Annotated in this window: 17 protein-coding genes; 8 read left to right on the top strand and 9 right to left on the bottom strand. The window is 73.8% G+C overall.

All coding sequences use genetic code 11. From position 1 onward, the window contains the following. Positions 1 to 37: 37 nt before the first annotated feature. On the top strand, positions 38 to 328 hold the full coding sequence (locus tag ACZ3UD_RS19375) for an antibiotic biosynthesis monooxygenase family protein (protein ID WP_465588669.1): 291 nt from the start codon (positions 38 to 40) through the stop codon (positions 326 to 328). 12 nt (positions 329 to 340) lie between these two features. Then, a complete protein-coding gene (locus ACZ3UD_RS19370; protein ID WP_465588666.1) occupies positions 341 to 1,381 on the top strand; it encodes a methyltransferase in 1,041 nt (346 codons plus the stop codon). 204 nt (positions 1,382 to 1,585) lie between these two features. Here ACZ3UD_RS19370 and dapC read toward each other — a convergent pair whose 3' ends face one another. Continuing rightward, a complete protein-coding gene (gene dapC / locus ACZ3UD_RS19365; protein WP_465588663.1) occupies positions 1,586 to 2,677 on the bottom strand; it encodes a succinyldiaminopimelate transaminase in 1,092 nt (363 codons plus the stop codon). Beyond that, positions 2,674 to 3,096 carry a PPOX class F420-dependent oxidoreductase gene (locus ACZ3UD_RS19360; protein WP_465588661.1) on the bottom strand — a complete coding sequence of 141 codons (423 nt, stop codon included), beginning with the start codon at positions 3,094 to 3,096 and terminating at the stop codon, positions 2,674 to 2,676. The genes dapC and ACZ3UD_RS19360 overlap by 4 nt, the downstream gene beginning before the upstream one ends. A 187-nt stretch (positions 3,097 to 3,283) precedes the next feature. Between ACZ3UD_RS19360 and ACZ3UD_RS19355 the strand changes: the two genes are divergently transcribed. From ACZ3UD_RS19355 to ACZ3UD_RS19345, 3 genes are read left to right on the top strand one after another with little or no spacing between them, the layout of a single operon-like run. After that, positions 3,284 to 4,756 carry an FAD-dependent monooxygenase gene (locus ACZ3UD_RS19355; RefSeq protein WP_465588658.1) on the top strand — a complete coding sequence of 491 codons (1,473 nt, stop codon included), beginning with the start codon at positions 3,284 to 3,286 and terminating at the stop codon, positions 4,754 to 4,756. Between the two features lie 30 nt (positions 4,757 to 4,786). Further along, positions 4,787 to 5,821 (top strand): methyltransferase, encoded by a 1,035-nt coding sequence (locus tag ACZ3UD_RS19350; protein WP_465588655.1) that lies wholly within the window; start codon positions 4,787 to 4,789, stop codon positions 5,819 to 5,821. A 17-nt stretch (positions 5,822 to 5,838) separates the two neighbouring features. Next, positions 5,839 to 7,488 carry an NAD(P)/FAD-dependent oxidoreductase gene (locus tag ACZ3UD_RS19345; RefSeq protein ID WP_465588654.1) on the top strand — a complete coding sequence of 550 codons (1,650 nt, stop codon included), beginning with the start codon at positions 5,839 to 5,841 and terminating at the stop codon, positions 7,486 to 7,488. 69 nt (positions 7,489 to 7,557) lie between these two features. Here ACZ3UD_RS19345 and ctcQ read toward each other — a convergent pair whose 3' ends face one another. Continuing rightward, on the bottom strand, positions 7,558 to 8,133 hold the full coding sequence (gene ctcQ / locus ACZ3UD_RS19340; RefSeq protein WP_465588651.1) for a flavin reductase CtcQ: 576 nt from the start codon (positions 8,131 to 8,133) through the stop codon (positions 7,558 to 7,560). Positions 8,134 to 8,289: 156 nt separating this feature from the next. Beyond that, positions 8,290 to 9,822: a tetracycline efflux MFS transporter Tcr3 gene (gene tcr3 / locus ACZ3UD_RS19335; protein WP_465588648.1), complete on the bottom strand. Its 1,533-nt coding sequence runs from the start codon at positions 9,820 to 9,822 to the stop codon at positions 8,290 to 8,292. A 114-nt stretch (positions 9,823 to 9,936) separates the two neighbouring features. Here tcr3 and ACZ3UD_RS19330 point away from each other — a divergent pair, with 114 nt between their 5' ends. Next, positions 9,937 to 10,434 (top strand): MarR family winged helix-turn-helix transcriptional regulator, encoded by a 498-nt coding sequence (locus ACZ3UD_RS19330; protein ID WP_465588645.1) that lies wholly within the window; start codon positions 9,937 to 9,939, stop codon positions 10,432 to 10,434. On the opposite strand, the gene asnB is transcribed toward ACZ3UD_RS19330, so the two are convergent. Genes asnB through ACZ3UD_RS19310 form a run of 4 tightly spaced genes read right to left on the bottom strand, consistent with a single transcriptional unit; the run spans position 10,418 to position 15,032 of the window. After that, entirely contained in the window at positions 10,418 to 12,247 is a 1,830-nt protein-coding gene (gene asnB / locus ACZ3UD_RS19325) for an asparagine synthase (glutamine-hydrolyzing) (protein WP_465588643.1), read from the bottom strand. The genes ACZ3UD_RS19330 and asnB overlap by 17 nt on opposite strands. Positions 12,248 to 12,249: 2 nt before the next feature. Then, the gene (locus ACZ3UD_RS19320) at positions 12,250 to 12,504 is read right to left on the bottom strand and encodes an acyl carrier protein (RefSeq protein WP_465588640.1); all 255 of its coding nucleotides are present in this window, start codon (positions 12,502 to 12,504) and stop codon (positions 12,250 to 12,252) included. Between the two features lie 45 nt (positions 12,505 to 12,549). Beyond that, positions 12,550 to 13,755, bottom strand: coding sequence for a ketosynthase chain-length factor (locus ACZ3UD_RS19315; RefSeq protein ID WP_465588638.1), 1,206 nt, complete (start codon positions 13,753 to 13,755; stop codon positions 12,550 to 12,552). Next, entirely contained in the window at positions 13,752 to 15,032 is a 1,281-nt protein-coding gene (locus ACZ3UD_RS19310) for a beta-ketoacyl-[acyl-carrier-protein] synthase family protein (protein WP_465588636.1), read from the bottom strand. Before ACZ3UD_RS19310 ends, ACZ3UD_RS19315 begins: the two co-directional genes overlap by 4 nt. Positions 15,033 to 15,358: 326 nt before the next feature. Between ACZ3UD_RS19310 and ACZ3UD_RS19305 the strand changes: the two genes are divergently transcribed. Together ACZ3UD_RS19305 and ACZ3UD_RS19300 are read left to right on the top strand one after the other, a co-directional pair. Beyond that, on the top strand, positions 15,359 to 16,648 hold the full coding sequence (locus ACZ3UD_RS19305; RefSeq protein ID WP_465588633.1) for an FAD-dependent monooxygenase: 1,290 nt from the start codon (positions 15,359 to 15,361) through the stop codon (positions 16,646 to 16,648). Continuing rightward, positions 16,645 to 17,970 carry a cation:proton antiporter gene (locus tag ACZ3UD_RS19300; protein ID WP_465588630.1) on the top strand — a complete coding sequence of 442 codons (1,326 nt, stop codon included), beginning with the start codon at positions 16,645 to 16,647 and terminating at the stop codon, positions 17,968 to 17,970. Before ACZ3UD_RS19305 ends, ACZ3UD_RS19300 begins: the two co-directional genes overlap by 4 nt. An 11-nt stretch (positions 17,971 to 17,981) precedes the next feature. On the opposite strand, the gene ACZ3UD_RS19295 is transcribed toward ACZ3UD_RS19300, so the two are convergent. Next, a complete protein-coding gene (locus ACZ3UD_RS19295) occupies positions 17,982 to 18,236 on the bottom strand; it encodes a DUF6059 family protein (RefSeq protein WP_465588627.1) in 255 nt (84 codons plus the stop codon). Positions 18,237 to 18,283: the final 47 nt, after the last annotated feature.

Here is an 18,283-nt window from a genome sequence, read left to right as displayed (position 1 = left end):
GCTCCCTGTCAACCCGCACCATCACTGGAGGAACACCGTGTTCACCTTCATCAACCGCTTCACCGTCACCGGGGACGTCGCCGAGTTCGAGGCGCTCGTCGGGGAGATCAGCGACTTCATGAGTGGCCAGGCCGGCTTCCGCTCGCACCGGCTGTACCGGTCGGCCGCGGACGCCTCGGTGTACGTGGAGACCGCCGAGTGGGACGACGCGGCCTCGCACAGGGCGGCGACCGCCTCGCCGGAGTTCCGTACCCGGGTCGGCACGGTGATGGGCCTCGCCAAGGCCGAGCCCGCCCCGTTCGACCTGATCGCCCAGCACGGCGCCTGAGAGGAGCGAACCGTGACGAAGAGTGGTGAGAAGATCCCGCAGTCGGTGGTCCAGCTGCGCGAGCTGGGCCTGAGCGCGGCCGGCGCGGCCGCCGTCCGGGCGGCGGCCCGGCTGGGCCTGGCCGACGCGCTGGGCGAGCAGCCCGCCGACGCCGCCGGGCTGGCCCGGGCCGTGAACGCCGACCCGGACACCCTGCGGCGGCTGCTGCGCGCGCTGACCTGCTACGGCGTGTTCGCCGAGCGGCCCGACGGCCGGTACGTGCACACCGACGCCTCCCGGCTGCTGCGCGAGGACACCCCGCGCAGCCTCAAGGACATGGTGCTCTGGGGCACCGAGCCGTGGACCTGGGAGCTGTGGGGCCACCTCGACGAGGCGGTGCGCACCGGCAAGGCCGTCTTCCCCGAACTGCACGGGATGGACTTCTTCGACCACCTGCACGCCCACGCGCCGGAGTCGGCGGCCGTCTTCGACCGGGCGATGACCCAGTCCAGCCGGCTCTCCGCGCTCGCGCTGGCCGACCGGCTGGAACTGAGCGGGGTCGGCACGGTGGTGGACGTCGCCGGTGGCCAGGGGCACGTCCTCGCCACGCTGCTGGAGCGCCACCCCGGGCTGCGCGGCACGCTGCTGGACCTTCCCGAGGTGGTGGCCGGGGCCGACCCGCGGCTGCGGCCGGGCGGCGCGCTGGCCGGGCGCGCGACGCTGCTGGGCGGCGACTGCCGGCACGAGATCCCGGTGACGGCGGACGTCTACCTGCTGAAGAACATCCTGGAGTGGGACGACGAGAGCACCGTCCTGACCCTGCGCAACGTGGTCCGGGCGGCCGCGCCGGGCAGCCGGGTGATCGTGGTGGAGAACCTGGTGGACGGCAGTCCGGAGCTGCGGTTCACCACGGCGATGGACCTGCTGCTGCTGCTCAACGTCGGTGGCCGCAAGCACACCGAGGCCGGCCTGGTCTCGCTGATCGAGCAGGCGGGCCTGACCGACGCCAAGGTGCGCCCGGTCAACTCCTACCTGCACCTGGTGGAGAGCGTGGTGCCCGAGCGGACGGGCTGAGCGGCCCGCCGCCCGCCCACGGCCGCTGCCCCCGGACCCGTCCGGGGGCAGCGGCCGTCCGGCTGCCGGTCCCGGACAGCGCGCTTCCCCGAGGATCCCGGAAAGCCCGACACCCCGTCCGTCCCGGACAGCGCGGTGCCCGTCCGGCCCCGGACAGCACGGCGCCCCGCCGGCGCACGCCGGCGGGGCATGGGGACGGGGGTCTCAGCAGCCCTCGGCGAGCCGCTTCACCGCCTGCTCGACCCGCTCGTCGGTCTCGGTGACGGCCACCCGGACGTGCCGGGCGGCCGCGGCGCCGTAGAACTCCCCGGGCGCCACCAGGATGCCGAGGTCGGCCAGCGCGCCGACGGTCGTCCAGCAGCGCTCGCCCCTGGTCGCCCAGAGGAACAGCGCACCGTTCGAGTGCTCGATCCGGAACCCCGCGTCCACCAGCGCCGCCCGCAGCAGCCCGCGCCGCCGGGCGTAGCGCTCCCGCTGCTGCGCCAGGTGGGAGTCGTCGCCGAGCGCGGCCACCATGGCGGCCTGGATCGGGGCGGGCACCATGTGGCCGGCGTGCTTGCGCACCTCCAGCAGCGTCGCGACGACGTCCGGGTCACCGGCGACGAAGCCCGCACGGTAGCCGGCCAGGTTGGCGCGCTTGGACAGCGAGTGCACCGCCAGCACGCCCCGGTGGCTGCCGCCGCTGACCTCGGGGTGCAGCACCGAACGGGTCTCGCCCGCCCAGACGTGGTCCAGGTAGCACTCGTCGTTGACCACCAGGGTGCCGCGCTCGCGCGCCCAGTCGACGATCGCGCGCAGCTCGGCGGTGCCGAGGACCCGGCCCTCGGGATTGGACGGGGAGTTCAGCCACAGCAGCCGCGGCGCGGGGCCACGGTAGCTCTGCGGCGAATCCGTCCGGACGAACCTGGCGCCCGCCAGCCGGGCGCTCACCTCGTAGGTGGGGAAGGAGAGTTCGGGCGCGAGGACGACGTCGCCGGGGCCCAGGCCCAGCATGGTGGGCAGCCAGGCGATCAGCTCCTTGGTGCCGACCGCCGGGATCACCGCCGCCGGCTCGACGGTCACGCCCTCGCGGCGCAGCAGCCAGGCCGCGGCAGCGGCCCGTAGCGCGGGCGTGCCCTCGGTCGAGGGGTAGCCGGGCGCGTCGGCGGCGGCGGCCAGGGCCGCGCGCACGGCCGCCGGGGTCGGGTCGACCGGGTCGCCGAGGGCCAGGTTGACCAGCCCGTCGGGGTGGGCGGCCGCGCGCCTGCGGTAGGGGAACAGGACGTCCCAGGGGAACTTCGGCAGCCGCCCGATCATGCCCGCACCCCGCTGCCCACGTTGCGTGCCAGCGGCGGCGCCTGGCAGTCCGAGTCGATGCCCCAGGAGACGATCCGCTCCGGGGTGATCCGGATCAGCTCGTCGTCGACGTGCGGCAGGACCGCCTTGCCGCCGCTCGGCAGCGCCACCGCGGTGCCCCGGATCTCGATCCCGCGGACGATCCAGCGCTCCGCGTCCAGGACGTCGTCCACCACCAGCGACACCTGCGGATGCGCCTGCACGTGGCGGTACTTGAGGCTGCGGGCCATGCCGCGCCCGGTCACGTCGACGGTGCCCAGTTCGGCGTTGTGGTGGAAACCCAGCGGAACGACGTGCGGCTGGCCCCGCCCGTCCACGGTGGCCAGACGGGCGAGCGGCTGCGAGGCCAGGTAGGCGGCCTCGTTCGCGGTGAATGGCATGGCTGTCCTCAGGGTCCGTGGGGTCGGTGGGGTCGGGGCCTCTCTCCGGGGCCACCGCCGACGCTAGGCGGCCCGCTTCGAGCCGCCTTGGGGCCGATCGGCCTGCTCGGGGGCCTCCGCTGGATCCCGGCTCGAAGTCCGGCTGCCACCGTGAGCCCGTCGTACCGGACCGAGATCGGAGGTCGCGTTGGACTGCGATGTGGTGGTGGCGGGAGCGGGGCCGACCGGCCTGATGCTCGCCTGCGAACTGGCGCTGGGCGGAGCCCGGGCGGTGGTGGTGGAGCGGCGCCGGGAGCCGGAGAAGCACTCCAAGGCCATGGGCATGCAGGGCCGCACCGTGGAACTGCTCGAACTGCGCGGGCTGCTCGACCGTTTCAAGGAGGGCGCGGGCGTGCTCCAGGGCGGCAACTTCGCCAGCCTGGGCGTGCCGATGCGGTTCGAGGAGTTCGACACCCGCCACCCGTACGTGCTGCTGGTGCCCCAGCTGCGCACCGAGGAACTGCTCGCCGAGCGGGCCCGCGAACTGGGCGTACGGATCGTGCGCGGCTCGGCCGTCACCGGCTTCGCCCAGGACGAGGACGGGGTCACCGTCGAGACCGGGACCGGCCCGCTGCGGGCCCGCTACCTGGTCGGCTGTGACGGCGGCGGCAGCACCGTCCGCAAGGCCGCCGGGATCGGCTTCACCGGCCAGGACCCGCACATGTACGCGCTCATCGGCGACATGCGCTTCAGCGGCGAGCTGCCGCGCGGCGAGGGCCTGGGGCCGATGCGCCCGGTGGGCCTGCTCAACCCCGGACGACGGTCCTGGTTCGGTGCCTTCCAGCACCAGCCGGGCGTCTACCGGGCGACGGTCGCCTGGTTCGACGAGCCCTTCCCGGACCGGAACGCCCCGGTCACCGAGGAGGAGATGCGTGCCGCGCTGATCGAGCACACCGGCGGCGACCACGGAATGCACGACGTCACCTGGCTCTCCCGGCTCACCGACGTCTCCCGGCTCGCCGACTCCTACCGGCGGGGCCGGGTGCTGCTGGCCGGCGACGCGGCGCACGTCCACCTGCCGGCCGGCGGCCAGGGGCTCAACCTCGGCTTCCAGGACGCCGTCAACCTCGGCTGGAAGCTCGCCGCCGTGGTGCGCGGCCACGGCACCGAGGACCTGCTGGACAGCTACGGGAGCGAGCGCCGCCCGATCGCCGACGGCGTGGTGCGCAACACCCGCACCCAGGCCGTACTGATCGACCCGGACCCCCGGTACGAGGCGCTGCGCCGGACCTTCCGCGAGCTGATGGCCCTGCCCGACACCAACCGGTACATCGCCGGCCTGCTCTCCGGCTTCGACGTCGCCTACGGCACCGGCGGCCACCCGCTGGTCGGGAGGCGGATGCCGGACGCCGAGCTGCTCACCGCCGACGGCCCGCGGCGGATCAGCGGCTGCTTCGCCGAGGCCCGCGGCCTGTTGCTGCTCCCCGAACCGGCCCCGGCGGCCTCGCCGCTGGCCGCCTGGGCGGACCGGGTGGACACCCTGACCGCCAAGTCGGGCGGGCCGGAGCCGGCCACCGCGTACCTGGTCCGCCCGGACGGCTACGTGGCCTGGGCCGGCGACCCGGCCCGCCACCAGGAGCTCCACGACGCCGCGACCACCTGGTTCGGCGCGGCGGCCTGACCACCCCGACCCACCGAGAAAGGACGCACCGTGACCTCGTCCACCGAAAGCCCCGCCGCCCGCGCGCGCCGGATCGTCGCCCTCAACACCGCCTACTTCCAGGCGAAGGCGCTGCAGAGCGCGGTCGAGCTCGGCCTCTTCGAGCTGCTGGCCGAGCGCTCCGCCGACGTCGAGCGGATCCGCGCCGAACTGGGCGTCCGGCACCGGCTGTTCAAGGACTACCTGGACGCCCTGGTCGGCCTCGACCTGCTGGAGGAGCGGGACGGCCGCTACCGGTCCTCCTCGCTCGCCCGGGAGTTCCTGCTGCCCGGCCCCGCCTACCTGGGCGGCACCTCCCGCCAGCACGCCCGGCTGCACTACCACGCCTGGGCGCAGCTGACCGAGGCGCTGCGCGACGGCAAGGCCAAGTCGGCCGTGGCCGCGCAGGGCCAGCTGGCCTACCCCAAGCAGTACGAGGACCTCGACCGCGCCCGGCAGATCCACCTGCACATGGACGCCCACAACGGCTTCACCGGCGACGAGTTGGCGCGCGGAATCGACTGGGTCCGGTACTCCTCCTTCGTGGACGTCGGCGGCGGGCGCGGCAACGTCGCGTCCCGGATCGCCACCGCCCACCCGCACCTGCGCGGCGCGGTCTTCGACCTGCCGGCGCTGCGCCCGCTCTTCGACGAGCTGGTGGCCTCGGCCGGCACCGCCGACCGGGTGGCCTTCCACGGCGGCGACTTCTTCGCCACCGACCTGCCGGAGGCGGACGTGGTGATCTTCGGCCACGTCCTGCCGGACTGGCCGGTCGAGGAGCGCGGGGAGCTGCTGCGCCGGGCCCACAAGGCGGTGCGCCCGGGCGGTCTGGTGGTGCTGTACGACGCGATGATCGACCCGGAGGAGCGGGACCCGCAGGTGCTGCTGCAGCGGATCAACCACACCATGATCCGGGACGAGGCCGGGGCCTACTCGCTCCAGGAGGCGCGCGCCTACCTGGAGGAGGCCGGCTTCACCGTCGACCGGATCACCCCGTCCGACACGATCACCCGCGACCACATCGCGATCGGCGTCAAGTCCGCCTGAACCGGAGGGAGTTCGACATGACGGAGCACCAGTCCCCGCAGCCGTACGACGTCGTCGTGATCGGCAGCGGCCTGTCCGGCACCATGCTCGGCGCGATCCTCGCCAAGCACGGCTTCCGGATCATGCTGCTCGACGGCGCCCACCACCCCCGCTTCGCCGTCGGCGAGTCGACCATCGGGCAGACCCTGGTCGTCCTGCGGCTGATCTCGGACCGGTACGGGGTGCCGGAGATCGCCAACCTGGCGAGCTTCCAGGACGTCCTGGCGAACGTCAGCAGCGCGCACGGGCAGAAGAGCAACTTCGGCTTCATGTTCCACCGGGACGGCGAGGAGCCGGACCCGCACGAGACCAGCCAGTTCCGCATCCCCGCGATCGTCGGCAACGCGGCCCACTTCTTCCGCCAGGACACCGACGCCTACATGTTCCACGCCGCGGTGCGCTACGGCTGCGACGCCCGGCAGTACTACCGAGTGGAGAACATCGAGTTCGACGACGCCGGGGTCACCGTGTCCGGCGCGGACGGCAGCACCGTCCGGGCCCGCTACCTGGTCGACGCGAGCGGCTTCCGCTCGCCGCTGGCACGGCAGTTGGGGCTGCGCGAGGAGCCCAGCCGGCTCAAGCACCACGCCCGCTCGATCTTCACCCACATGGTCGGGGTGGACGCGATCGACGACCACGTGGACACGCCGGCCGAGCTGCGCCCGCCGGTGCCGTGGAACGACGGGACGATGCACCACGTCTTCGAGCGCGGCTGGATGTGGGTCATCCCGTTCAACAACCACCCCGGGGCCACCAACCCGCTGTGCAGCGTGGGCATCCAGCTCGACGAGCGGACCTACCCGGCCCGGCCGGACCTGACGGCCGAGCAGGAGTTCTGGTCCCACGTGGAGCGCTTCCCTGCGGTGCAGCGGCAGTTGAAGGGCGCCCGCAGCGTGCGCGAGTGGGTCCGGACGGACCGGATGCAGTACTCCTCGACCAGGACGGTCGGCGAGCGCTGGTGCCTGATGTCGCACGCGGCCGGCTTCATCGACCCGCTGTTCTCCCGGGGCCTGTCCAACACCTGCGAGATCATCAACGCGCTGTCCTGGCGGCTGATGGCCGCGCTGCGCCAGGACGACTTCGCCGTGGAGCGCTTCGCCTACGTGGAGCGGCTGGAGCAGGGCCTGCTGGACTGGAACGACAAGCTGGTCAACAACTCCTTCGTGTCCTTCTCGCACTACCCGCTGTGGAACTCGGTGTTCCGGATCTGGGCCTCGGCCAGCGTGATCGGCGGCAAGCGCGTCCTCAACGCGCTGACGAAGACCAAGGAGACCGGCGACGACCGGTACTGCCAGGCGCTGGACGACAACCCGTACCCGGGCCTGTGGTGTCCGCTGGACTTCTACAAGGAGGCCTTCGACGAGCTCACCGAGCTGTGCGAGGCGGTGGACGCGGGGCGCACGACGGCCGAGGAGGCCGCGGCGGTGGCGGAGCGGCGGGTGCGCGAGTCGGACTGGATGCTGCCCGCGCTGGGTTTCAACGACCCCGACACCCACCACATCAACCCGACCGCGGAGAAGATGATCCGGATCGCGGAGTGGGCCACCGACCACCCCCGCCCGGAGATCCGGGACCTGCTGGCCGCCAGTGCCGAGGAGGTCAGGGCGGCGATGCGGGTCAGGCCGTAACGACGGCAGTGGCGAGGGCCGCGTCCGGGGAGCGCTTCCCCCGGACGCGGCCCTCGCCGTTTCGAGGCCCTATCCCTCGGCCGCCAGGGTCAGCGCCGCCGTCCGCGGGTCCTCCTCGACCGGCCAACGGGCGTAGGAGCGGCGCCAGTACATCAGCGGGCTGGACGCCTCGGGCCGGGGGCCGCCGGCCAGTACGGCTCCGAGCACGATGGTGTGGTCGCCCGCCTCGACGGCCGCGGCGACCCGGCACTCGGCGTGCGCGACCACGTCGGCCGGCATCACCGGCAGGCCGCCGGCACTGCCGGGCTCCCACCGGACGTCCCGGAAACGGTCGTCCACCGGTGCGGCGAACCGCGCGGAGGTGGACTCGCCGCCGCCGCGCAGCACGTTGACGGCGAACTCACCGCGCTCCAGCAGGGCGTCGAGCACCCGGCTGCCCCGGTTGATGCAGACCAGCAGCAGGGGCGGGGTCTTGGAGACGCTGCACGCGGCGGAGCAGGTCAGCCCGTACGGCTCCCCGTCCGGGCCCAGGGTGGTCACCACGGTCACCCCGGTGGGCAGCGCGCCCATGATGGACAGGAAGGTCGGGCCGTCCACCAGGTCGGGTCCCAGGTCCAGCGGCAGGGGCAGGGGTACGGGGGGCATCGGTCCTCCACTCTCGGCGGGTCGGTGCCCCCATGCTCGCGGGACGCTTTCGAGCCGGCGCCGGGCCGCCGTCGGGTGGCGCGGGAGCGGAAAGCGCGCACCCCCGGCACGGGGGTGACCGGGGGTACGCGGTTCAGGGGGTGCGGGTGCGCGCTTTCACTCCTCGTCGCGCAGCTCCCGCAGCGGGAAGGTGAGCACGAAGCCCACCGCCAGGATCAGTCCGCCGACCAGGAACATGGTGCCGAAGCCCGAGGCGAAGGCGTCGACCGCCGAGGCCGTCAGCCCGCCGGTGGAGTCCGGGTCGGACAGCGCCTGGCGCACCGCCTCGTCCGGGTTCGCGCCGCCCAGCCGGCCGGCGGCGACGCCGAACAGCACCGACATGAAGACCGCGGCGCCGGTGGTGCCGCCGAGCTGCCGGAACAGACCGGAGGCGGCGTTGGCCACGCCCAGCTCGGACTTGGGCGCCGAGCTCTGGATGGCCAGGGTGATGACGGTCTGCGAGAGCCCGATGCCGAAGCCCAGCCAGGCCGCGATCAGCACGATCACCCACAGCGGGGTGTCCGCCCCGGTGGCGGAGAGCGACAGCAGCGCGCCGGCCATCGAGCCGAGGCCCGCGATCGCCGGCTTCTTGTACCGGTTCCGCTTCTTGATGATCTTGGCGCAGATCGTCTGGGAGACGATCGCCCCGGTCATCACCGGGATGATCACCAGCCCGGCGACGGTGGCACTGCGGCCCTGCACCAGCTGCAGGAACAGCGGCAGCGTCGAGACCGTACCGAAGATGCCGACCCCGATGGTGAAGTTGACGGCGGTGGCCGCGGTGATCCCGCCGCGCCGGAACAGCCGCAGCGGCACCATCGCCTCCAGTCCGCGGGCCCGCTCGGCGAGCACGAAGAGCACCAGGCCGACCACCGAGACCGCCAGCAGCGCCAGCGAACGCGCCGATCCCCAGCCCCAGTTGAGGCCCTCCTCGGCGACGATCAGCAGCGGCACCAGGCACAGCGCCAGGGTGAGCGCGCCGCGGTAGTCGATCGGGTGGTCCACCCGCTGGTGCGGCAGGTCGAGCGCCTTGAGCACACTGAGCAGCGCGACCAGGCCGAGCGGCAGGTTGATCAGGAACGCCCAGCGCCAGCCCGTGATCCCGAGGATCTCGCCGGCGCCCGCGAACAGGCCGCCGACCAGCGGGCCGAGCACGCTGGCCGCCACCCAGGCCATCATCAGGTACGAGAAGTAGCGCCCGCGCTCGCGCACCGGGGCGAGGTCGGCGATGACGGCCGTGGGCAGCGACATCAGCCCGGCGCCGCCGAAGCCCTGGACCACGCGGGCGACGGCCAGCGTCTCCATCGAGTTCGCCATGGCGCAGGCCGCCGAGCCGATGATGAAGACCACGATCGCCGCGAGGTAGAGCGGCTTGCGCCCGTAGATGTCGGACAGCTTGCCGTAGAACGGCATCGCGATCGTGGAGCTGACCAGGTAACCGGTGATCACCCAGGCCTGGACGGTCTGCCCGTGCAGCTGGTCGCCGATCGCGCGCAGCGCGGTGGAGACGATGGTCTGGTCGAGCGCGGCGAGCAGCACGGCCAGCAGCAGTCCGGACAGCGCGGTGATGATCTGCCGGTGCGTGAAGCCGGCCGGGCCGCCGGACTGGTCCGCGGCGGCCTCGTCGGTCTGCGAGGCGGCGTTTGCCATTCCTGTTTCTCCCACGAATCGACAAGGTCTTGTCGAGTTGAGAGTAGTGGGGGACCCTGCGGAATGACAAGTTCTTGCCGAAATCCCTCCTGGGCGGCGACTAGGCTGCCCTCCATGACCGACCTCTCCCCCACGGCCGAGACCTTGAGTGACATCACCACCGAACTGTTCGCCGTCAACGGAGCCCTGCTGCGCGCGGGCGACGCGCTGTCCGCCCGCTTCGGGCTCACCTCCGCGCGCTGGCAGGTCCTCGGCCTGCTGGCCGAGGGGCCGCAGAGCGCCGCGCACCTGGCGCGCGAGCGCGGGCTGCGCCGACAGGCCGTCCAGCAGACCGTGGTCAAGCTGGTCGAGGAGGGCCTGGTCAGCACCTCCCCCAACCCGGCCGACCGGCGGGCCCCGCTGGTCTCGCTGACCGCGAAGGGGGCCGACGCGCTCGCCCGGATCGAGCCCGCCGAACGGCTGTGGATGGAACACCTCGCCGACGGCCTGGACCCGGACGACCTGAAGGCCACGCTGCGGCTGCTGCGTGGCCTTCGGGCGGTGCTGGCCGAGGGGCTCCCCCCGGCGGCGGGCGGCGGCGCGGACGCCGCCGCCGTCACAGCTCCAGCGTGACCTCGTACTCGGCGAGCCAGGAGTTGAGCCACAGCACCAGCTCCAGGCTGCCCCGGTCGTAGGGCCGGCTCACCGGGCCGGTCGCGCGACCGGCCGCGGCCCGCGCCCGGTCGAGGTCCAGCAGCGGCAGCACCGGGGCGTCCGGATCGCCCAGCACCCGGGCCAACTCGGCCCGCAGCGCGCCCTCGTAGCCCGGGTCCTGGGTGGCCGGGTACGGGGTCTTGACCCGTTCGACCACCGAGCGCGGCAGCAGGTCCGCCGCCGCCGCGCGCAGCAGGCTCTTCTCCCGGCCGTCGAAACTCTTCAGCTCCCACGGCACGTTGAAGACGTACTCGACCAGGCGGTGGTCGCAGAACGGCACCCGCACCTCCAGGCCCACCGCCATGCTCATCCGGTCCTTCCGGTCGAGCAGGGTCTGCACGAAGCGGGTCAGGTTCAGGTAGCCGATCTCGCGCATCCGCCGTTCGGGCGCCGACTCGCCCGGCAGCACCGGGACTTCGGCGAGCGCCTCGGCGTACCGGGCGGCGCGGTGGCCCTCCGGGTCGAGCTTGTCCAGCAGGCCCGGCTGGAACAGCGAGCTGCCGCCGAAGTAGCGCGCCGAACCGGAGGTGAGCCACGGGAAGGTGGCCGCGCGCAGGGCCAGCGGATTGCGGAACCACCGGTAGCCGCCGAAGAGTTCGTCCGCGGCCTCGCCGGACAGGGCCACCGTCACGTCCTCCCGCACCGCGCGGAAGAACAGGTACAGCGAGGGCCACATGTCACCCCAGTACGCGGGCGGCAGGTCGGTGGCCCGCAGCACCGCGGCGCGCACCGCCGGGTCGGACAGCCCGGGGCTGTCCAGCAGCACCTCCCGGTGGTCCGCGCCCACGTGGGCGGCCAGCTCGCGCACGTACGGCGCGTCCGCCTCCCGCCGGACGGCGTCCGAGGCGAAGGCGTCGGCCGCGCCCCGGAAGTCCACCGAGAACGAGCGCACCGGCCCGCTCCGGGCGGCCAGCGCGGTCACCGCGGAGGAGTCCAGGCCGCCGGAGAGCAGCGTGCCCAGCGGCACGTCCGAGACCAGCTGGCGGGTGACGGTGTCGGCGAGCAGGTCGCGGACGGTGCCGATGGTCGTCGGCAGGTCGTCGGTGTGCTCGCGGGCCTCCAGCCGCCAGTACGTCCGGCGGCGCAGCCCGCCGCGCCCCACCGTGACCAGCTGGCCGGGGCGGACCTCGTGGAGCCCGGAGAAGACGGCCGCCTCGGGCGTCTTCACCATGTCCAGCACCTCGCACAGCCCCTCCGCGCCGACCCGGCGGGGCAGGGTGCGGTCGGCCAGGACGGCCTTCGGCTCGGAGCCGAACCGCACGCCGGCGGCGGTCGGCCAGTAGTAGAGCGGCTTGACACCCATGCGGTCCCGGACCAGCAGCAGTTCCTCGCGCTGCTCGTCCCAGACCGCGAAGGAGAACATCCCGTTCAGCCGCTCCACCAGCGCGGCGCCCCACTGGAGGTAGCCGCGCAGTACGACCTCGGTGTCGCAGGCGGTCCGGAACCGGTGGCCGTGCGCGGTGAGTTCGGCGCGCAGCTCGCGGAAGTTGTAGATCTCCCCGGCGAAGGTGACCGCCGCGCCGCGGCCCTCGTGCCGGGCGGTCATCGGCTGCCGCCCGTGCTCCGGGTCGATCACCGCCAGCCGCCGGTGGCCGAGGCCGACCGATGGGCCGAACCACAGCCCCTCGGCGTCCGGCCCGCGGCAGGCCATGGTGTCGGTCATCGCCTGGAGCAGCTCCCGGCGGTGTTCGGGCGGGGTGTCGTAGTCGACCACCCCCACGATTCCGCACATGCTCAACCGGCCTTGGCGAGACCGAGGTTGACCGCTTCCAGGAGCAGCCGCGGGGTGGTGGCCTCGACCACGGTCTCGTCCGGGAGGGCGATGCCCCGGTCCCGCTCGATGGTGTTGACGGTGTTGAACAGGGCGAGCGAGTCGTAGCCGAGATCGGCGAAGGGCACGTCCAGGATGTCGTCGAGGGCGATGGCCTCGTCGGCCCCGGCGGCCTCCTTCAGCGCGGTGACCAGGTCGTCAAGGGTGAACTCTGCCATGGGGGTTCCTCACAACGGTCGATGGGGTCGGATCGGTGGGTCGGGTCAGGCGGTCAGCACGAGCGCGCTGTTGAAGCCGCCGTGGCCGCGGGCGAGGACCAGCGCGCTGGCCGGCCGGGCCGGCCGCGGCCGGTCCCGTACCAGGTCGAGGTCCGGATGGGCCGGCCGGCCGATGTGGACCGACGGCGGGATCACCCCGTCCCGCAGGGCGAGCAGCGCGGCCGCGACGTCCAGCGGGGCACCGCCGGCCAGCAGCCGGCCGGTCATCGTCTTGGGCGCCGTCACCGGCACCCCGCACGGGCCGAACACGGCGCTCAGCACCTCGGCCTCGGCCCGGTCCTGCTCTGCGACCCCGCTGGCGTCGGCGAAGACCACGTCGATGTCGGACGGTCCGAGCCCGGCGTCGGCGAGCGCCGCGTCGATCGCCCGCCGCAGACCGGGCGGGCGGCCGGAGCCCGGGCGGGGGTCGAAGGTGGCCGCGTAGCCGGCGATCCGCCCGTAGTGGCGGTGCTGCCCGCGCTCGGCGGCCCGCTCCGGGGTCTCCAGGACGAGCAGCGCGCCGCCCTCCCCGGGCACCCCGCCGGAGGCGTCGGCGTCGAACGGCAGGAAGGCCCGGCGCGGATCCCGCCGCGGGCTGACCGTGCCGCTGCGGGTCAGGCACAGCCACGACCACGGGCAGAGCGAGCCGTCCACCGCGCCGGCCAGCATCAACGCGGTGCCCTCACGGACGTGCCGCCGCGCCTTGGCCAGCGCGTCCAGCCCGCCCGCCTGCTCCGCCACCAAGGCCGAGCCGGGGCCGCGCATGCCGTGCCGGATCGAGATCTGCCCGGTGTTGACCGGGTAGAACCAGGCGAAGGACTGGTAGGCGCTGACGTAGGCCGGGCCCTTGCTCCACAGCGCCTGCAGTTCCTTCTGGCCGAACTCGAAGCCGCCGGCCGAGGCCGCGGTCACCACGCCGGCGGAGAACTCCGGCATGGCCGCCGGGTCCGCACCGGCGTCGGCGAGCGCCTCCTGCGCCGCGACCAGGGCCAGCCGGGTCATGTGGTCGGTCTGCGGCAGCAGCCGGCCCGGCAGGTGGTCCTCGGGCGTGAAGTTCACCTCCCCCGCCACATGCGCCCGGTATCCGCTGGAGTCGAAGCGGGTGAGCGGCCCGAGGCCGGAGCGGCCCGCCAGCGTGGCGTCCCAGTACTCCGCCACGCCCCAGCCGTTCGGAGCCACCACGCCGATCCCGGTCACCACCACGTCGGTCATGCCCTGCTCCACTCCGGCTCGGCCAGCACGATCGCGCTCTGGAAGCCGCCGAAGCCGCTCGCCACGCTGAGCACGGTGGACACCCGCTGCTCCCGCGCCACCAGCGGCACGTAGTCCAGGTCGCACTCGGGGTCGGGCACGTGCAGGTTGGCCGTGGGCGGCACCACCGAGTGCTCGATCGCCAGCGCGCTGGCGGCGAACTCCAGGGCGCAGACCGCGCCCAGCGAGTGCCCGATCATCGACTTGATCGAGCTGACCGGCACCCGGCGGGCGTGCTCCCCCAGGCTCCGCTTGAACGCGGCGGTCTCGTGCCGGTCGTTCTGCCTGGTCGCCGAGCCGTGCGCGTTGACGTAGGCGATGTCCTCGGGGTTCATCCGGCTGCGGTCGAGCGCGACCCGGATCGCCTCGGCCATCTCGTTCCCGTCCACCCGCAGCCCGGTCATGCTGTACGCGTTGCAGCGCCCGGCGTAGCCGGTGACCTCGGCGTAGACGTGCGCGCCGCGCCGGATCGCGTGCTCCCTCTCCTCCAGCACGAACATCGCCGCGCCCTCGCCGAGGGCGAAGCCGTTGCGGGTCAGGTCGAACGGGCGCGAGGCGCTCTCCGGCTCGTCGTTGCGCGGGGTGGTCGCCTTGATCGCGTCGAAGCAGGCCACCGTGATCGGGGAGATCGCCGCGTCCGAGGCGCCGGCCAGCATCACGTCGGCCGCGTCGTCGCGGATCAGGTCGCAGGCGTGCGCGATCACGTCGATCCCCGAGGTGCACCCGGTCGACACCACGCCCACCGGGCCCTCCGCCTCCACCAGCCAGGCCAGTTCGGTGGCCATCGAGGAGGGCACGAAGTAGTCGTAGAGGTACGGCACGCCGTGCGCGTCGTCGACCAGCCGCTTGCGACCCTCGTCGCTCACCACGGCGAACTCGCGGTCCAGGCTGATCGTCATCCCGCAGGCCGTACCGGCCATCACCCCGGTGCGGATCGGGTCGTTGACGCCCGACACCCCCGAGTCGGCCAGCGCCTCGCGTGCGGCGACCATCGCGAACTGCGCGGTCCGGTCCCACTGCCGGATCTGACGCTGAGTCAATCCGCACGCCTGCGGGTCGAAGTCGCACTCGGCGGCGACCCGGGACCGGAACGGCGACGGGTCGAAGGTCGAGATCGTGCGGGTCGCGGTCCGGCCCGAGGTCAGCAGCTCCCAGAACGCCTTGGTGCCCACCTCGCCCGGTGCCACCACGCCCATCCCGGTCACCACCACGCGCCGGCGCCCGTCGTCAACTCCCACCACTGCTCCCCCTGTCACTCTCCCAGTACGTCTGCGGCCTCATGCCCTGACCTCCTGTCCGGTCCATCCGCCCCGCCCGCGGGCTCGGGGCGGGAGGGGACTTGAGCCGGATCAGATCGTCCTGTCACGCCTTCGCGGCGCCTTCGAGCCACCGTCCACCAGGGCACCTGCGCCCGTCCGGGCCGCCGCGGGGAAGCCGAGACCGGAAGCCGAGACCGGATGCCGACAGCCGACGCCGGCAGCCGACGCCGACAGCCGACACCGGAAGCCGACGCCGGATGCCGACGCGAACCGGCGTCGAAGGGCGCCGCCTAGCGTCTGACCGCATGGACATCGACACCGACATCTGCGTGGTCGGCGGCGGCCCGGCCGGGCTGACCCTCGCCCTGCTGCTGGTCCGCTCCGGCGTCCGGGTCACCGTGCTGGAGCGCAGCCGCTCGCTGGAGCGGACGTACCGCGGGGAGATCCTCCAACCCGGTGGCCAGGCCCTGCTGGACGAGCTGGGCGTGCTCGCCCCGGCCCGGGAGCGCGGCGCCGTCGAGCACGACCGCTTCCTGCTGGAGGAACACGGGCGGATCCTCATCAACGGCGACTACCGGCGGCTGCCCGGACCGTACAACTGCCTGCTCAGCCTGCCGCAGCGGCACCTGTTGACCGAACTGCTGGCCGCCTGCGAACGCCACGACGGGTTCCGCCAGGTGGCGGGCGCCAAGGCGACCGCGCTGCTGGAGGAGGGCGGCGTCGTGCGCGGGGTGGTCGCGGGCGGTACGGCCGGCGCCCCCGACCAGGTGGTGCGGGCGCGCTGCGTGGTCGCCGCGGACGGCCGCTTCTCCAAGGTCCGCACCCTCGCCGGGATCGGCTACCGGCGCCAGGAACTGTTCAGCCAGGACGTCCTCTGGTTCCGGCTGAGCGCACCACCCCGCCCGGGCACCCGGCGCCCGTGCGACGTACGGGTCTTCCGGGCCGGCGGCAACCCGGTGCTCAGCTACCGCTCGGTGCCCGACGCCCTCCAGCTGGGCTGGACCCTCCCGCACGGCGGCTTCCGCAAGCTCGCCGACCACGGCATCGACCACATCCTCGGTCAACTGCGCCTCGCCGCACCGGAGTACGCCGACAGCATCCGGGCCGAGATCACCGGGTTCGCCGACCTGTCCCTGCTCGACGTGTTCTCCGGCAGCGCCGACCACTGGGTGCGCGACGGCCTGCTGCTGATCGGCGACAGCGCCCACACCCACAGCCCGATCGGCGCCCAGGGGATCAACCTGGCCATCCGGGACGCCGTCGCGGCCCACCCGGTGCTGGTCGAGGCGGTCCGCACCGGCGACGCGGGCGCGGAGCGGCTGCGCCGCTACGAACGGCTGCGCCGCCCCGAGGTGGAGCGGATCACCCGGATCCAACGGATCCAGAGCCGGATGATGCTCTCCACCGGCCGGTTCTCCTCGGCCCTGCGCCCCCGGGCGGCGGCGCTGATGTCCCGGACCCCGGTGTACGGGGCCGTGCTGCGCCGGATCGCCTTCGGCACCACGCCCGTCCGGCTGCGCACCGACCTGCTCGCCGCCGTCGGACGAACCGGTGCCGGGCGGACCGACGCCGGACGAGCCGGAGGCGGACGATGAGCGGCCACCCGGCGCTCGCCGCCTCCGGCGAGTCGGCGACGGCCGGCGGGGTGCTCCTCGCCCTCGCCGTCGTCCTCGCCGCCGCCTTCGTCTGCGGCCGGATCGCCGTACGGCTGCGCCAGCCCACCGTGATGGGCGAGATCGTCGGTGGGGTGGCCCTCGGGCCCAGCCTGCTCGGGCTGCTACCGGGCCACCTGGACGCCGCCCTGTTCCCCGCCGAGGTCCAGTCCGACCTGCGGGTGCTGTCCCAACTCGGTCTGGTCCTCTTCATGTTCACCATCGGCCTGCGGTTCGACGTCGGCCACCTGCGCGCGGCGGGGCGCCGGGTGACGGCGGTGTCGCTCAGCTCGGTGGCCCTGCCGTTCGCGCTCGGCGTCGGATTGGCCATGCTGTTCTACCCCTGGTTCGACCGGGCCCAGTTGAGCACCGGCGGGCGGCTCGGACCGGCGCTGTTCCTCGGCACGGCGATGTCCATCACCGCCTTCCCGGTCCTCGCCCGGATCATCGCCGAGCGGCGGATGCAGCAGGACCCGCTCGGCAGCCTCGCCCTGGCCAGCGCCGCCTTCCAGGACTTCCTCGCCTGGTGCGCCCTGGCCGTGGTGGTGGCGGTGGTGCAGGCCCAGGGCCTGTGGCCGCTCGGACGGCTGGCGCTCGACACGGCAGTGGTGGTGCTGGTCCTGGTCGGCGTCGTCCGCCCCTGCCTCGCCCGGCTGCTCGCCCCGGGTCGGCGCCGCCCGCTCGGCCGGCCGTGGATCCACGCCGTGCTCGTCACCGGCACCCTGGCCACCGCCTGGGTCACCGGGCGGATCGGGCTGGACGCCGTCTTCGGGGCGTTCATGTTCGGCGCGGCGGTGCCCCGGGAGCGGATCGAGGCGCTCGCGCCCGAGGTCCCGGAGCAGATCGAGCGGGCGGGCCTGTTGCTGCTGCCGGCCTTCTTCGCGGTGACCGGTCTCGCCGTTGACCTCACCGGGCTCGGACTGCGCGGTCCGGTCGTCGTGGCGGCGGTGCTGGTGGCGGCCTGCGCCGGGAAATTCGTCGGTGCCGTCGCCGCCGCCCGGGCCACCGGTTCGACCGGGCGCGAGGCGGCCGTGCTCGGCATCCTGCTCAACGCCCGGGGCCTCACCGAGTTGGTGATCCTCAACGTGGGCCACCGGCTGGGGGTGATCGACACCCGGATGTTCACCGCCATGGTGGTCATGGCCCTGGTCACGACGCTGATGACCGGGCCGCTGCTGGCGCGCACCGCCGCCCGCACCGAGGCGTCCGCCGCCCTCCCGACCCCGTCGGCCGAGCCCGCGCGGGCGTCCCGGACGCCCTCCTGACGGCTGGTTCCTCAGTGCTGTCCCGTCCACCAGGCGGCCCGGCTCAGCTGCCGGCTCAGCCGCCGCTCGACCGGACTGAGCGGCAGATCGGGGCGCAGCCGCTCCGGATGCCCCGGGGCCGGGCCGTCCCCGGGCGGCCGGTCCGGCCCGGTCTCCGCCGTCGGCATCGCGGTAGGTGCCGCAAAGCCCGCCAGCTGCCCCAGCGCCGCCAGCCCGCTCAGGAGCCGCGCCGACAGGCCGAGGAGCCATTCACTCGCCTCATCCATCCGCCGAGCATGGCGGTCGGTCCTGGAGCGCCGGTGGAGCCGTCCGG

Source organism: Kitasatospora sp. NPDC023118 (assembly GCF_055560875.1).
Note: the sequence above shows the minus strand (reverse complement) of the source record. Positions and strands in the feature narration are given on the sequence as shown.